Annotated in this window: 18 protein-coding genes and 1 pseudogene; 9 read left to right on the forward strand and 10 right to left on the reverse strand. The window is 71.2% G+C overall.

Features of this window, described 5'->3' with window-relative positions; translation table 11 throughout:
- Positions 1-207 (forward strand): annotated as a pseudogene (locus tag C1J01_RS17350) (beta-N-acetylhexosaminidase); the annotation flags it as partial.
- 1 nt (position 208) lies between these two features.
- On the opposite strand, the gene C1J01_RS17355 reads toward C1J01_RS17350, so the two are convergent.
- Genes C1J01_RS17355 through C1J01_RS17365 form a run of 3 tightly spaced genes read right to left on the reverse strand, consistent with a single transcriptional unit; the run spans position 209 to position 2,482 of the window.
- Positions 209-763, reverse strand: coding sequence for a GNAT family N-acetyltransferase (locus C1J01_RS17355; RefSeq protein ID WP_111180015.1), 555 nt, complete (start codon positions 761-763; stop codon positions 209-211).
- Positions 764-772: 9 nt separating this feature from the next.
- Entirely contained in the window at positions 773-1,825 is a 1,053-nt protein-coding gene (locus C1J01_RS17360) for a quinone-dependent dihydroorotate dehydrogenase (RefSeq protein WP_181448813.1), read from the reverse strand.
- Between the two features lie 6 nt (positions 1,826-1,831).
- A complete protein-coding gene (locus C1J01_RS17365) occupies positions 1,832-2,482 on the reverse strand; it encodes a response regulator (protein ID WP_111180017.1) in 651 nt (216 codons plus the stop codon).
- A 19-nt stretch (positions 2,483-2,501) separates the two neighbouring features.
- On the opposite strand from C1J01_RS17365, the gene C1J01_RS17370 reads away from it, so the two are divergent.
- Together C1J01_RS17370 and lpdA are read left to right on the forward strand one after the other, a co-directional pair.
- Complete coding sequence (locus C1J01_RS17370) at positions 2,502-2,876, forward strand: tautomerase family protein (protein WP_111180018.1); 375 nt, start codon at positions 2,502-2,504, stop codon at positions 2,874-2,876.
- Positions 2,877-2,914: 38 nt separating this feature from the next.
- The gene (lpdA, locus tag C1J01_RS17375; protein ID WP_111180019.1) at positions 2,915-4,294 is read left to right on the forward strand and encodes a dihydrolipoyl dehydrogenase; all 1,380 of its coding nucleotides are present in this window, start codon (positions 2,915-2,917) and stop codon (positions 4,292-4,294) included.
- Positions 4,295-4,325: 31 nt separating this feature from the next.
- Here lpdA and C1J01_RS17380 read toward each other — a convergent pair whose 3' ends face one another.
- On the reverse strand, positions 4,326-5,021 hold the full coding sequence (locus C1J01_RS17380) for a methyltransferase (protein ID WP_111180047.1): 696 nt from the start codon (positions 5,019-5,021) through the stop codon (positions 4,326-4,328).
- Between the two features lie 109 nt (positions 5,022-5,130).
- On the opposite strand from C1J01_RS17380, the gene C1J01_RS17385 reads away from it, so the two are divergent.
- Complete coding sequence (locus tag C1J01_RS17385; RefSeq protein WP_220039960.1) at positions 5,131-5,601, forward strand: hypothetical protein; 471 nt, start codon at positions 5,131-5,133, stop codon at positions 5,599-5,601.
- 88 nt (positions 5,602-5,689) lie between these two features.
- Positions 5,690-6,499: a macro domain-containing protein gene (locus tag C1J01_RS17390; RefSeq protein ID WP_111180020.1), complete on the forward strand. Its 810-nt coding sequence runs from the start codon at positions 5,690-5,692 to the stop codon at positions 6,497-6,499.
- A gap of 101 nt (positions 6,500-6,600) precedes the next feature.
- On the opposite strand, the gene C1J01_RS49880 is transcribed toward C1J01_RS17390, so the two are convergent.
- Positions 6,601-6,747 carry a hypothetical protein gene (locus tag C1J01_RS49880; RefSeq protein ID WP_181448804.1) on the reverse strand — a complete coding sequence of 49 codons (147 nt, stop codon included), beginning with the start codon at positions 6,745-6,747 and terminating at the stop codon, positions 6,601-6,603.
- On the reverse strand, positions 6,744-7,091 hold the full coding sequence (locus C1J01_RS17395) for a helix-turn-helix domain-containing protein (protein ID WP_111180021.1): 348 nt from the start codon (positions 7,089-7,091) through the stop codon (positions 6,744-6,746). The genes C1J01_RS49880 and C1J01_RS17395 overlap by 4 nt, the downstream gene beginning before the upstream one ends.
- Positions 7,092-7,389: 298 nt before the next feature.
- Between C1J01_RS17395 and C1J01_RS49885 the strand changes: the two genes are divergently transcribed.
- Positions 7,390-7,662, forward strand: a complete 273-nt coding sequence (locus C1J01_RS49885) for a CbrC family protein (protein ID WP_181448805.1) — start codon at positions 7,390-7,392, stop codon at positions 7,660-7,662.
- A gap of 12 nt (positions 7,663-7,674) precedes the next feature.
- Here the strand turns inward: C1J01_RS49885 and C1J01_RS17405 are convergent, their stop codons facing one another.
- A complete protein-coding gene (locus C1J01_RS17405; protein ID WP_111180023.1) occupies positions 7,675-7,935 on the reverse strand; it encodes a hypothetical protein in 261 nt (86 codons plus the stop codon).
- Positions 7,936-8,131: 196 nt separating this feature from the next.
- Between C1J01_RS17405 and C1J01_RS17410 the strand changes: the two genes are divergently transcribed.
- From C1J01_RS17410 to C1J01_RS17425, 3 genes are all read left to right on the forward strand, one after another.
- Positions 8,132-8,458, forward strand: a complete 327-nt coding sequence (locus tag C1J01_RS17410; RefSeq protein WP_111180024.1) for a hypothetical protein — start codon at positions 8,132-8,134, stop codon at positions 8,456-8,458.
- 318 nt (positions 8,459-8,776) lie between these two features.
- A complete protein-coding gene (locus tag C1J01_RS17415) occupies positions 8,777-9,079 on the forward strand; it encodes a hypothetical protein (RefSeq protein WP_146615634.1) in 303 nt (100 codons plus the stop codon).
- Positions 9,080-9,338: 259 nt separating this feature from the next.
- Entirely contained in the window at positions 9,339-9,719 is a 381-nt protein-coding gene (locus C1J01_RS17425; protein WP_181448806.1) for a response regulator transcription factor, read from the forward strand.
- Positions 9,720-9,777: 58 nt separating this feature from the next.
- Here C1J01_RS17425 and C1J01_RS17430 read toward each other — a convergent pair whose 3' ends face one another.
- From C1J01_RS17430 to C1J01_RS17440, 3 genes are all read right to left on the reverse strand, one after another.
- The gene (locus C1J01_RS17430; RefSeq protein ID WP_111180028.1) at positions 9,778-10,329 is read right to left on the reverse strand and encodes a histidine phosphatase family protein; all 552 of its coding nucleotides are present in this window, start codon (positions 10,327-10,329) and stop codon (positions 9,778-9,780) included.
- Positions 10,330-10,372: 43 nt separating this feature from the next.
- Positions 10,373-11,305 carry a COG1470 family protein gene (locus C1J01_RS17435; protein WP_181448807.1) on the reverse strand — a complete coding sequence of 311 codons (933 nt, stop codon included), beginning with the start codon at positions 11,303-11,305 and terminating at the stop codon, positions 10,373-10,375.
- 118 nt (positions 11,306-11,423) lie between these two features.
- The gene (locus tag C1J01_RS17440) at positions 11,424-13,040 is read right to left on the reverse strand and encodes a purple acid phosphatase family protein (protein WP_111180030.1); all 1,617 of its coding nucleotides are present in this window, start codon (positions 13,038-13,040) and stop codon (positions 11,424-11,426) included.
- Positions 13,041-13,049: the final 9 nt, after the last annotated feature.

The raw sequence follows: 13,049 nt of genomic DNA on the forward strand, positions 1-13,049 counted from the left end.
GGCCGGGCCCGGGACGGCTTCGGCGAGCGGCTGGAGCGCCACCTCGGGCGGCTCGACGCGCTCGGCGTGGAGTACCGGCCGCCGGCGGGGCCGCGGCCGTGGCAGCGGCGGCGCCCGCACCGGCCCAGCGAGCTGGACATGCGCGACAGGATGGCCCGCATCGAGGAGATGACGTACGACGCGGAGTCGACCCGGCCGAGCATGTGACTCAGAAGGCCGGGCGGTCGTTGAGGATGAGCTGGAAGAGCCGGTGGTCCTGCCACCGGCCGTCGATCTCGAGGTAGCGCGGGGCGGTGCCGTACAGCTCGAAGCCCGCCTTGAGCAGGACGCTCTGCGAGGCGACGTTGTGGACCAGCGTGCCGGCCGCGACGCGGTGCAGGCGCAGCTCCTCGTCGGCCATCCGGCACACCTCGCGCACGGCGGCGGTGGCCAGGCCGCGGCCGGTGTGGCCGGCGTCGATCCAGTAGCCGAGGTTGGTGCTGAGGAACGGGCCGCGGACGGTGTCGTTGAGCGTCATGCGGCCCACGATCAGGTCGCCGTCGGCCAGCACCCACGCGGTCGCCTGGCCGGCGGCCTGCTTGGCGAGCATGGCCTCCAGCATCTGGGCCTGGATCGTGAGCGTGTAGAAGCTCTTGGGCCTGCGCGGCTCCCAGGGCCGCAGGTGCTCGCGGTTGCGGACGTAGGCCTCGGTCAGGGCGGGGGCGTCGTGCTCGGTCAGCGGGCGCAGCACGACGCCGCCGGGAAGGGTCACTGGTTCGATCACCGTGCCACCTTAGGCGGTGCGGCCGATCGCCTCGGTGATGGACTTCATGCCATGGCGCCGCACGCGTACGGACAGCTGCCGGTGGATGCGGGAGGCCCAGAGGGGGCCGCCGTAGATCCAGCCGGTGTAGCCCTGGACCAGGGTGGCGCCGGCGAGCAGGCGCTCCCAGACGTCGTCGGCGTCCTCGACGCCACCGGCCGAGACCAGCGTGAGGCGGTCGCCGACCCGGGCGCGCAGGCGCCGCAGCACCTCCAGCGAGCGCGCCCTGAGCGGCCGGCCGGACAACCCGCCGGTCTCACCGGAGTGGCGGATCGTGGTGTTGGTCGCGAGGATGCCGTCGAGGCCCAGCTCCAGCGCCAGGTCGGCGATCGCGTCGATGTCGGCGTCGGCCAGATCGGGTGCGATCTTGACCAGCAGCGGGGTGCGGCGGGGCGTCGCGTCGGCGACCTCCTTGACCGCGGCGAGCAGCGGGCGCAGCAGCGAGACCGCCTGCAGGTCGCGCAGCCCGGGGGTGTTGGGCGAGCTGACGTTGACCACGAGGTAGTCGGCCAGCGGGGCGAGCAGCCTGGCGCTGGCGACGTAGTCGGCGACGGCCTCGGACTCGGGCACCACCTTGGTCTTGCCGATGTTGACGCCGACGACGACGGGGACGCCCCTGGGCCGGCGCAGCCTGCGGGCGGTGGCGAGGGCTCCGTCGTTGTTGAACCCCATCCGGTTGATCAGCGCCCGCTCCCGTGGCAGCCGGAACAGGCGCGGCCGCGGGTTGCCCGGCTGGCCGTGGGCGGTGATCGTGCCGACCTCGACGTGGCCGAAGCCGAGCGCGGCGATGCCCTCGGCGCACGCGGCGTCCTTGTCGAACCCGGCGGCCAGGCCCAGCGGCCCCGGGAAGTGCACGCCGAACGCGGTCACGCGCAGGGCCGGGTCGTGCGGGGCGAGCGCACGGTGGAGCAGCCGCTTGAGGAGCGGCAGCCGCGCGAGGAGCGCGAGGCCGCTGACGGTGAGACGGTGCACGGCCTCGGCGTCGAACCGCCGCAGGACCTGCGAGAACAGGAGGCGATACATCACGCGTCAGGCTACCAAGCCGGCCTCGTGGGCGATGATCGCGGCCTGGACGCGGTTGCGCACGTCGAGGCGGGTGAGGATGGCGCTCACGTACGCCTTCACGGTGCCCTCCACGATGTGCAGCTCGCGGGCGATCTCGGCGTTGGACAGACCGGCGCCGAGCAGGGCGAGCACCTCGCGCTCGCGTTCGGTGAGCCCCTCGATGCGGTCGCGGGCCGCCGCGCCCCTGGCGATCCGGCCGCCCTGGAGCCGGCTGATGACGCTCCTCGCCACCTTGGGCGACAGGTACGCCGCCCCGTCGGCCACGGCGTGGATGCCGGCGATGAGCTCGCGCGGGTCGCCCGACTTGAGCAGGAATCCACTGGCGCCGACGTCGAGCGCCTTGGCGATGTAGTCGTCCTCGCCGAACGTGGTCAGCATCACCACGGCCGTCGCGGGGGCGACCCTGCGGATCTCCGCCGCGGCGGCCAGCCCGTCGAGCCGGGGCATGCGGATGTCGAGGAGCGCGACGTCGGGACGGTGACTGATCGCGAGGTCCACCGCCTCCTTGCCGTCACTCGCCTCGGCCACCACGTCGAGGGCGGGGTCGGAGGCCAGGATCGCCCGGACGCCCGCCCGCATCATCGTCTCGTCGTCGGCCAGCAGAATGCGGATCACACCTCCTATAGTGGCGGATATGGCGCAGGTGAAGGTGTACGGCCGCCGCGACGTCTGGGCAGGCAGTCGGCGCGAGCTGTCCGACCTGATCCACGCGAGCCTGATGAGCGCGTGGGGCCTGCCGGAGAACAAGCGCTTCCACCGGTTCCTGCTGCTGGAGGCCGACGACTTCGTCTGCCCGCAGCGCGGCGACCGCTATCTGATCATCGAGGTGGTCTGCTTCACCGGGCGGAGCGACGACGCCAAGCGGGCGCTGATCCGGGAGCTCTACGACCGCTGGCCGCACGACCCCGAGGACCTGGAGCTCACGATCGTCGAGACGCCCCGGGTGAACTGGGGGATTCGCGGGGTCCCCGCGGAGGAGCTGGCTCTGTCGTACCAGGTCGAGGTCTGAGGACGGGTCAAGCTCGGGCTGGCGGTATGGTCCGACTCATGAGCACTCACTATGACGTCGTCGTACTCGGCGCGGGTCCTGGAGGGTATACGGCCGCCGTCCGCGCCGCCCAGCTCGGACTGCGCACCGCGGTCGTCGAGGAGAAATACTGGGGTGGCGTCTGCCTGAACGTGGGCTGCATCCCGTCCAAGGCGCTCCTGCGCAACGCCGAGCTGGCCCACATCTTCCACAACGAGGCCAAGACCTTCGGCATCAGCGGTGAGGTCACCTTCGACTACGGGGCGGCCTTCCAGCGCAGCCGCAAGGTGGCCGACGGGCGCGTCAAGGGCGTTCACTACCTGATGAAGAAGAACGCCATCACGGAGTACGACGGCCGCGGCACGTTCCTGGACGCCAACACGCTCCAGGTGAACGGCGAGACGATCACGTTCTCCCACTGCATCATCGCCGCCGGGGCCACCACCAGGCTCATCCCCGGCACCCAGTTGTCGGAGCGGGTGGTGACGTACGAGGAGCAGATCCTCACTGAGAAGCTGCCGGAGAGCATCATCATCGCGGGCGCCGGCGCGATCGGCGTGGAGTTCGCGTACGTGCTGCACAACTACGGCGTCAAGGTGACGATCGTGGAGTTCCTCGACCGGGTGGTGCCGTTGGAGGACGAGGAGGTGTCGGCCGAGCTGGCCAAGCGTTACAAGCGGCTCGGCATCGAGGTGATGACCTCCACCCGCGTGGACGCCATCGAGGACACCGGCGCCTCGGTCAAGGTCACCGTCACCAAGGGCGGCCAGACGCAGGTGCTGGAGGCCGACAAGGTGCTGCAGGCCATCGGCTTCCAGCCGCGCGTCGACGGCTACGGGCTGGAGAAGACGGGGGTGGCCCTGACCGACCGGGGCGCGATCGCGGTCGACGGGCGCTGCCGGACGAACGTCCCGCACATCTTCGCCATCGGCGACGTCACGGCCAAGCTGATGCTGGCGCACGCCGCCGAGGCGATGGGCATCATCGCCGCCGAGACGATCGGCGACGCGGAGACCATGGAGCTCGACTACGTGATGATCCCGCGGGCGACGTACTGCCAGCCGCAGGTGGCGAGCTTCGGCTACACCGAGGCGCAGGCGCGCGACCTGGGCTACGACGTGAAGGTGGCGAAGTTCCCGTTCACCGCCAACGGCAAGGCGCACGGCCTCGGCGACAGCAACGGCTTCGTCAAGATCATCAGCGACGACACACACGGCGAGCTGCTCGGCGCCCACCTGATCGGCCCCGAGGTCACCGAGCTGCTGCCCGAGCTGACCCTGGCCCAGCAGTGGGACCTGACGGTGCACGAGGTGGCCCGCAACGTCCACGCCCACCCGACGCTCGGCGAGGCGGTCAAGGAGGCCGTCCACGGCCTGGCCGGCCACATGATCAACATGTGAATCGGTGATCGGTACGGCCCGGCCGTACCGATCACGTCATCCTGAACGTGTAGTAGTCGACCTGCCAGCCGTCCCGCTCCAGGGCGCGGTGGGCGACGACCTCGGTGGCGAAACCTTCCTCGCCGGCCAATGCGCGCAGGTAGCCGAGGTCTCCCGAGGTGCCGAAGCCGATCAGCATCCGCCCGCCCGGGGTGAGACGCGCGCGGGCGCCGCGGAAGAACGCGGTCATCGCCCGGTAACCCGGGTCGGCGCTGGCCAGCTCGGACGCGTCGCGTGGCGTGAACCAACGGTACGGCGGGTCGAAGACGATCAGGTCGAACCGGCCCTCGACGGCCTCGTAGACATCGCTGAGCCGCACCTCCACCCGGTCGGCGACGCCGTTGCGCTCGGCGTTGCGCCGGGCGGCCTCGACGGCGACCGGGTTGACGTCGACGGCCAGCACCTCGGCGGCCTTCGAGGCGGCCAGGATCGCGTTGACGCCGCTGCCCGTGCCCATGTCGAGCACGCGGTCGCCCTCTCTCACCTCGGCCAGCACGGCCTCGCCGAGCAGGTGGGACAGGCGGGCGATCGGCATCACGCCGGGCGGCACCACGATGGTGCGGCCCAGGTAGGAGAAGGTCTGCTCCTCGGCGCCCTCCTCGCGCATGGCGTGGTAGGCGTCCTCATGCCAGCGGCGGATCCGCTCGACGTGCTCGGGCGAAAGCCGCGGGACGTACTCGTCGGCCATGTCGTCCACTTTTCACGAGATCTTCAGAATGCGCTGAGACTCCTCTGAGGATCCGCCAGGAACGTGAAAGAGGACAACAGGATTTCGCACCGGACGGTGGTCGCCGCACATGACCTCAACTACCCCTCGAACCGTTGAAGCCCGCCGGCTCGCTCCCTCCTCCGCCGTACGGCTCGGGCTGCTGGCGCTGGTCGCGGTCGGCATCGCGGGCGCCGGGCTGGAGCTCGCCTTCGAGCGCCACTGGCAGTCGTTCACCCAGCTCATCCCGTGGGCGGCGCTGGCGGCCCTCGTGGTCGCGCTCGTGCTGCTCGCCGTGTCCGCGCGCGCGGTGACCGTGGTGCGCGTGCTGGCCGGGGTGGTGCTGCTGGCCTCGGCGTACGGCGTGTTCATGCACGTGTCGGTCAATCACGGCGTGGGCGCGGGCATGGACCCGGCGTGGGACACGCTCTCGCCGCTGACCCAGTGGTGGTACGCGCTGACCAAGACCGTGGGCGCGGCGCCGCCGCTCGCGCCCGGCATGCTGGCCCAGAGCGCGCTGCTCCTGCTGCTCGCCACACTGATGCCCAAACCGCGCGCCTGATCGACGTAAACTTGGGCAGAGATCTACCCAGAAGGCGTCGAACGACGTATCTTCCAGGCTCTGGCGCATTTCCTCGGGAGGGCGGCGGGTGGGTCTCGTCCACGGGCTGGCGGCGGTCGTCCGTACGCCGCGCGGCCGGGTGCTGCTGGGCGCGCATTTCCTCATGGCGTTCGGGGCCCTCGCGCTGGTGGTGCTGGTCGCGCAGGCGTCAGGCGCGGGGCCGGCCGGTCCGGTCGTGCTCGCCGGCTGTGTCGTGGGGTCCGTGCTCTGGGCGCTGGCGCGGGCGTATCCCCGGTGCCCGGTCTCGCGGAGTCTTCCCGGCACGACGGTCTCCGTCCGGGTGGGCGACCCGCTGAACCAGGACGCCGATCTCGTGGTCGGCTTCGCCGACACCTTTGACACCGATCTCGGCGGCGTGCGGGGGAAACTGCTCGGCCGCCTGTACGACGGCGACCTGGAACGCCTGGACGGCGAGCTCGAACGCGCCCTGTCGGCGGTGGTGCCCCACTGCGTCGAGACGCGCGAGTCGAAGCCCGTGGGCAAGCTCAAGCGCTACCCGCTGGGCACGGTGGCCACGATCGGGTCGCCGTACCGGAAGGTGCACTGCGTGGTCTCCCGGCGGATGGGCAACGACATGGAGGCCCGCTCGTCGGTGGACGACCTGTGGCTGAGCCTGGGGCGGCTGTGGGCGGCGATCGGGCGGGAGGGGCCGCTGGACCGGGTGGCCGTGCCCGTCGTCGAGGCCGACCCCGAGCTGTTGATCAAGATGGTCGCGGTGTCGTTCGTCGCCCAGTCGAGGACGCGGCCGGTCGCGCGTGAGCTGATGCTCGTCGTGCCCCGCGCCGACGCCGCCGCCATCGACCTCCTGGAGATCCGGGCCTTCCTCGCCGCTCTCTAAGCCTGTCATTTTGACGACATGTCGCTGTTTGGCCAGGCGGATCGTGCCCTCCGAACAGGCACACTGCCCCATTCTCATGAACGAGTAAAAGCGACGTAGCACTACAGATCGGGTTCGTTCATGAGATGGATCACCCGCTTCGCCGCCGTGGGCACGGGCCTGGCGATGCTGGCGCTGCCGGTGCCGGCGCACGCCGCGGCACCCGAGCCGGCGACCGGCGGTGCGATGTACCGCGTCACGTTGATCACCGGTGGATCTCGATCAGCCAGTCGGCGTCGCGGCGGCGCAGGCTCGCCCGGTACTCCTCGGCGAGCTGATCCACCGCCTGCCGGGCCCAGTCGATCGTCTCCTGCTGCCTGACCAGCCGCGGCCCGAGCGCCACGTCGGGGGCCACGGGCGCGTACCTGCGGCCGTGGGTGCCCGGAACCTCGCGGGTCAGGCCCGTGTCGCACATGGAGCCCAGCGCCCGGGCCGCTCTCTCCGGTTCGACGCCCAGTTCGTCGGCGAGGTCCGCGACGTCCGCCTCGCCCGCCCGTACCAGTAAGCGGTACGCCCGTTCCTCCAGCTCTCCCAGTCCCGCAACCTCCAGCATGACCCCATGATGACACTTGACCACATAGGTCACTTACATCCGCTTGAATCACAAATGACCAGGTGATGCGGTGAAAATTCGTGTCATGCGCGGGTTCCGTACACTTACCGCTCATGTCCTTCCCCCTGTTCGCCGCGCCCCTGGAGGAGTCGTGCGACTACGCCGGGCGGGACCGCTGCTCGTTGTGCGGCGAGGAGGCCGGCGTCACGTTCCGGCTCGGCATCGGCGACGACGTCACCGGGGGCGGGCCGCCCTCGCCAAGGACACCGAGTACGGGCTGGTCGGATGGGAGGAGGCGATGGCCGGCCGTACCCACGGCGTCCCGGACTTCGGCCACGCGCCCGGGTTCGAGCTCGAACCGCCCGGCGAGGACGACTGGGTCGCCGTCCGCATCCCCTCGGCGGTGCTGCTCGAACTCGTCCGCACGCCGACGTACTCGACGTGGCAGGGCGAGCAGTGGCTGTTCTGCTGCGGCGACGCCATGACGTACCTCGGCGAGCCGGAGCCCGGCTCCCACGCGTTCGCCTGCCGGGCGTGCGGCGAACGGCGCCGGCACGCCGACCTCGACTGAGGATCCTCCCGGTCACTCCTCGGCGAAGGTGATGACGATGTCCCTGCCGTTGGCGTAGCTGACCACGGGGCGGTGGAGTTTGTCGCCGGCGGTGCGGGCGGCGGACTGGAAGACCTCGATCATCTCGGGGGTGTCGGCGGTGATGCGGAAGCGGCCGCTGGTGGCGAGGTGTTCGGTGACGAGGTCGGAGAAGGCCGCTTCGGCCCGGATCTTCTCCTCCGCCGTGAGCGGCGTACGGCGAGGGGCGGGCGGGATGCCGAAGTCGTAGGACATCGATGGTCTCCTCCTGATCGCGGTCCCTCCAGGGTCCCATCCTTCGAAGGGACCAATACTGCGATCTCGTGAAATACCGAACGGAATTCCGCTCGACAACAATCTCATGTGTTGACTTTTCAAGTTTGAACAATGATGATCGCATTGGCCCGGCCGGTGTCATGTCCTCCTTAACAGTCTGTACAAGGGAGAAGTCATGCGTAGGAGCAAGCTCGCCTGGGGTCTCGCGGGCGCCGCGTCGTTGTGCATCGCGCTCGCGTCCGCCGTTCCGGCCTCGGCCGCGTCGGGGTCGGGGGTCACGTTCTGGTCGGGTGATTTCCGGGGGCAGTCGGTGACCCTGCCGGCGTCCACCGAGTGCACCACGCTGCCGTTCCCGGCACGTTCGGAGTTCAACGACACCACCTACAAGATCGCGGTGTACGGGACGACGGACTGCACGGGCAACGGCTGGGTGTACCCGCCGACCGACATCCACAGCTTCGTCGTCGGCTTCGAGGGACGTAGCTTCCGTATCTTCGAGTGATTCTCGCGGGGCGGGCCCTTCCGGGGGGCTCGCCCCTTTCGCCGCAGGGGGCCTTGACGGGCAGGTTCGGGCGCGCTTGATCCGTCGAGCCGAACAGGCGACGGTGGGCGCGGCTCGTCGGGGCGCCCGAGCTCAAGCCGGCCGGCCCCGTGGGCGTCGCCGGCCTGCGCCGGCAGGTCAGCCAGCTGCCCCTGGAGATGGCCGGGGCGGTGCTGGCCTTCCTGCCGATCCTGGTCGTCTACCTGCTGGCGCAGCGGCACTTCACGCAGGCCGCGATGATGTCCGGCACTCGGGATGGCCGGGGCCGCCGGCGGAGTGGTGTCGCAGTGGTACATCGGCACCGTCCTGCCCTGGCTGGCCACCTCCGACAGCCCCGCGCTGACCGGCGAGATGGGCGGCATCGGCCTGTACGGGACGATGGCGCTGCTGGTCGCGGGCGTGTTCGCGCTGGGCGTGAGCGGCCTGCGCTCGCGGGTCCTGCCCAGGCCCGCCGCGGTCATCCTGATCGTCGCGGCGGCCGCCTTCGTCATGCCGTTCGCGCTGGTGCCGCTCATGGGGGTCGCCCTGCTGTGGAGCGGCGTCACCGGGCTCTCCCGGGCGAACGTCCCCGTGACCGCCTGATCACGTCGCGGTTACCCTGGCGCGACCGGCGATCGTATGGAGGTCTCGATGGTCCGCAGGCGCGCGGCGCTCGCCGCGCTCGTGGCGCAGGCAGGGCTGCTCCTGTGGCTGTTGTCGGCCTTGTGGCTGCTTCCCGGCGCCGCCGCCCTGCCCGACCGCGCCACGGTGACCCTGTACGCCGTCGCCCTCGCCGTGCTCGGCGGCGCCGGCGCGCTGCTCGCCCGCAGGCGGGCCCATCCGCTCGCGCCGATCCTGCTCCGTGCTGCGGGCGCTGCGCGCCGGCGTACGCGGCTATCTGCTGAAGTCGTCGGGCCCGGCGGCGATCGCCCGGGCGCTGGCCGCCGTCGCGGAGGGCGACGTCGTGCTGAGCGGTCCGGTCGGCGCGATCGTGGCGCGGGCGGCGCTGCGGACATCCGCCCCGGGGCCGTTCCCGCAGTTGTCCGCGCGCGAGACCGAGATCCTCGACCACGTCGCCCGCGGGAGCGGCAACGCGCAGATCGTCCGCGAGCTGTTCCTGTCGGTGAAGACCGTGCAGAACCACGTCAGCGCCGTCCTCGGCAAGCTCGGCGTGGCCACGTGCGCCGAGGCCGTCGCCCGCGCCCGCGACGCCGGCCTCGGCTCAGCCGGCTCGGGCCAGTAGCCGGCCGCGCTCCCACTCGGCGGCGACGACGCACGCACGCCGGGGTCACGCCGTGATCCTAGGAGGCCGGGTGGTGGGAGGTGACGGTCGTCGTGCCGTGGTCGAGGCGGACCGTGTAGCGGCCGCCGCGATCCACGACCGCGGGAAGCGGGGTGCCGGTGCAGCCGCAGAGCATGGCGAGCAGGGCCGGGATCACGTCGCCGTGGGAGGAGGCGACGACCCGGCCGCCCGGGTGGCGGCGGGCCATGGACGTGAGCGCGTGCGCCATCCGGCCCGCCGACCAGGCGCCGCCGATGGCGCCGGCCACCGGCGCGTAGACGCCTGTGACCCACTCGGCGGGCTCGCGGAAGCCGTCCGACTCCGCGAGCGTCTCCAGGCACTCGATCGGAAGCCCGGTCGCCCGGGCGAGGGGCTCGACGGTCTCGCGGCAGCGCCGCGCCGGGCTGCTGAAGATCGCGTCCACCTGCGGGCCCACGGCCGGCACGAGCGCTTCGGCCTGCCGCCTGCCGAGCTCGGACAGCGGACGGACGTCGTGATCTCCCTCCCAGCCCTGCCGCGGCACGCTCTCGCAGTGCGGGACCAGTTCGAGGGTGAGATCGGGGATCGGCATCCCAGCATGATCAGGCCGGGGCCGGCGCGCTGTCGAGCGCGTTTCAGGCGGGACGCCGCCGGGCGAACCGGTAGCCGAGCACGGCGAGCACGCCCACGACGACGAGGGCGAGCAGCGCCGCCCACGGGAGCGTCCAGGCGTGCGCGGTGGTCCGGACGGCGGTGAGCGGGGCGATCGAGTTGGACGCGTCGGTGAGCAGCGGCGTGAGCGCGACCGTCCCCGTCACCCGGAGCACGGGCGCCACCCCGTGGACCGGCACCGACACCTTCCAGGTGTCGCCGGGCAGCAGTTGCGGCGTGTCGGCGACCTTCCCGGCGTCGGCCGTCAGGCCGCCGAACGGCCCGGACAACGACACCTCCTGCCGGGCGGCGAGGATCGCGTTGCCCGTGTTGCGGATCGTGTACGCGACGGTGGCCTCGCCCGTGCCGAGCGGGTTCGGCGTCCCCGAGTAGCTCACCCGCAGGTCCTCCACCGACAGGCGCGGTCTCAGCTCGCCGCCGACGCGCAGCCGGACGCGGATGCCGAGCCGCTGGTTCCCCTCGCCTTCGGTGACGACACCGCCCATGTAGTCGCCGGGCGCCACGTCACCGGGAAGGGTGAGCGTGAACGGCACCTCGGCCGATTCGCCGGGCTCGACCGTCACGTCGGGCCGCTGCGGGCGGATCCACGCGCCCAGCCCCGCCTGCTCGGCGCCCTCGGGCCGCAGGTCGAGCCGTCCGCCTTCGGCGGTGAACGCGTCGGCGGCGTACACGGCCAGGTGGAGCGGGGTGGCGCCGTCGTTGGTGATCACGATGCCGTCGGTGAGACTTCCGCCGGGGTTGAGCACGTAGCCGTAGTTCTCCCGGTCGGGGCCGAAGTCGTTGGCGGCCGTGGCGACGGTCCATGAGGCGTCACCGTCCGCCGCCGCGGCGGGTCCGGCGAGGCCGAGCGCGGCGAGCAACGCCACGATGGCGGCGAACGTTGTGGTCGGACGCATCTGGTGAACCTCGGGCTGTCTGGAAGCGTGCGGATGTGCGGATGGGGTGGGCGTCGGCGACGCCCACCCCATCAGGAGGAGCGGGCCGGATCAGCAGGTCCGGCACGACCGCGATCGGCTACTGGAGCCAGCTCGCCTCGGTCGCCACCGCGTCCTTGTCGCGACCGTGGCCGTGGCCGTTGTCGTGGCCATTGTCGTGACCGTGGCCGTGGCCGTGGCCGTGGCCGTTGTCGTGGCCGTTGCCGTGGTCGTCTCCGTCGCGGTGGGGGGTGATGACCACCTTGTCGACGAGGGAGCCGACGGGCTGCGCGGGGCCGGCGCCGCTGTCAGAGCCGCACCAGGACTCCTGGCCCAGCTCGACGGCGGAGTTGGGGCCTTCGCAGTCGCCGCTGCGGACGTTCTCGACGGTGAGCTTGTCCTTGTCCACCTGGACCTTCACGTACGTACGCACGTGCTCCTGGTTCTCGACCGAGTTCGCCCAGTGGCTCTTGGGGTTGAGCGGGTCGGGACCGTAGTTCGGGTCCTTGGTGACGTCCGGCTTGGTCAGGTCGTAGTACTTCGAGCCGGACGCGGAGTTGGCCGTCACGTAGATGACGCCACCCGGACCGGCCTCGACCTGGGCGTCGCCGGGCTTCTCCGCCGGGTTCGCCTTCTGGCCGTTCTTGATCACGTAGCTGCGGGAGTAGCTGTGGTCGTGACCCTGCAGGACCAGGTCGACGCCGAGGTTGGAGAAGGCGGTCGGGAAGTCCTTGCGGCGCAGCTGGTTGTCGCCGTCGTTGGCGTGGGAGGCCGGCGAGTAGATCGCGTGGTGGTAGACCAGCACGGTGTACTTGGCGTCGGCACCGTGCTCCTTGATGACCTTGGAGACGTAGTCGATGTGCGCCGCGTCGGAGCCGCTCGCGTAGGCGTTGCTGTTCAGGTCGATGAACAGCACGTCCTTGTAGGTGTACCAGTAGTCGCCGCCGGAGCGGGTGTTCGCGTCGCCGTTGTAGAACGGGGCGGAACGGTCGGTGTTCGGCGTCCAGAAGTGCTGCTCGTACGCCTTGCCGCCGACGTCGTGGTTGCCGATGGTGGCCGCCCACGGGTACTGCCGCAGCTGGTCGGGCCGCAGGAAGTCGTTCCAGTTGGTCTCGTTGTTGGCGGACTCGACCTGGTCACCGCCGGAGACCAGCAGCTCGGCGTTCGGGTTGGCGGCGGTGGCCACCCGCAGGGTGTCGGCCCAGCCGTCGCCGTCCCTGGTCGAGTTGCCCGACGAGCCGATCTGCGGGTCGCCGAAGAACAGGAAGTCGAAGTCGCCGTCGAACTTCTGGGTCTTGAAGGTGTACGTCTGCGACCAGGCGCCCTCGGTGCCGACCCGGTAGGAGTAGGAGGTGTGCTCCTTCAGGCCGTTGATCGTGGCGTGGCCGTTGTAGCCGCCGCTGACCACGTTCGCGGTGACCGTGGCCGGGATGGTGACGGCGTCCTTGGGGAACTGACCCTTGTGCACCTTGTGGGTCGGGGCCACCTGGACGACCTTGGCGTCGCCGTCCGCGGCGTACCATGACACGACACGCTGGGCCTCATCCGCGCCGACGCCGAGGACGATCCCGGTCGGGGCCGTGCCGGCCGCCGCCTGGGCCGCGGCGGTCAGGCCGCTGCCCATGACCGCGCCGACGCCCATGACCGCCGCGGTGGCCGCCACAGCGGCCCGGCGGAGGATCTGCCCGCGCCGTTGCGGCGCGTTGTCAATCTTCATCACTTCTGT

It is taken from the genome of Nonomuraea aridisoli, from assembly GCF_003236395.1.
Taxonomy (GTDB): Bacteria; Actinomycetota; Actinomycetes; order Streptosporangiales; family Streptosporangiaceae; genus Nonomuraea; species Nonomuraea aridisoli.

Bases quoted from the DNA above. Each gene is read 5' to 3' on its own strand.
- C1J01_RS17360 (WP_181448813.1), bottom strand. From the start codon at position 1,825: ATGTATCGCCTCCTGTTCTCGCAGGTCCTGCGGCGGTTCGACGCCGAG.
- C1J01_RS17370 (WP_111180018.1), top strand. From the start codon at position 2,502: ATGGCGCAGGTGAAGGTGTACGGCCGCCGCGACGTCTGGGCAGGCAGT.
- lpdA (WP_111180019.1), top strand. From the start codon at position 2,915: ATGAGCACTCACTATGACGTCGTCGTACTCGGCGCGGGTCCTGGAGGG.
- C1J01_RS17380 (WP_111180047.1), bottom strand. From the start codon at position 5,021: ATGGCCGACGAGTACGTCCCGCGGCTTTCGCCCGAGCACGTCGAGCGG.
- C1J01_RS17385 (WP_220039960.1), top strand. From the start codon at position 5,131: ATGACCTCAACTACCCCTCGAACCGTTGAAGCCCGCCGGCTCGCTCCC.
- C1J01_RS17395 (WP_111180021.1), bottom strand. From the start codon at position 7,091: ATGCTGGAGGTTGCGGGACTGGGAGAGCTGGAGGAACGGGCGTACCGC.
- C1J01_RS49885 (WP_181448805.1), top strand. From the start codon at position 7,390: ATGGCCGGCCGTACCCACGGCGTCCCGGACTTCGGCCACGCGCCCGGG.
- C1J01_RS17405 (WP_111180023.1), bottom strand. From the start codon at position 7,935: ATGTCCTACGACTTCGGCATCCCGCCCGCCCCTCGCCGTACGCCGCTC.
- C1J01_RS17410 (WP_111180024.1), top strand. From the start codon at position 8,132: ATGCGTAGGAGCAAGCTCGCCTGGGGTCTCGCGGGCGCCGCGTCGTTG.
- C1J01_RS17430 (WP_111180028.1), bottom strand. From the start codon at position 10,329: ATGCCGATCCCCGATCTCACCCTCGAACTGGTCCCGCACTGCGAGAGC.
- C1J01_RS17435 (WP_181448807.1), bottom strand. From the start codon at position 11,305: ATGCGTCCGACCACAACGTTCGCCGCCATCGTGGCGTTGCTCGCCGCG.
- C1J01_RS17440 (WP_111180030.1), bottom strand. From the start codon at position 13,040: ATGAAGATTGACAACGCGCCGCAACGGCGCGGGCAGATCCTCCGCCGG.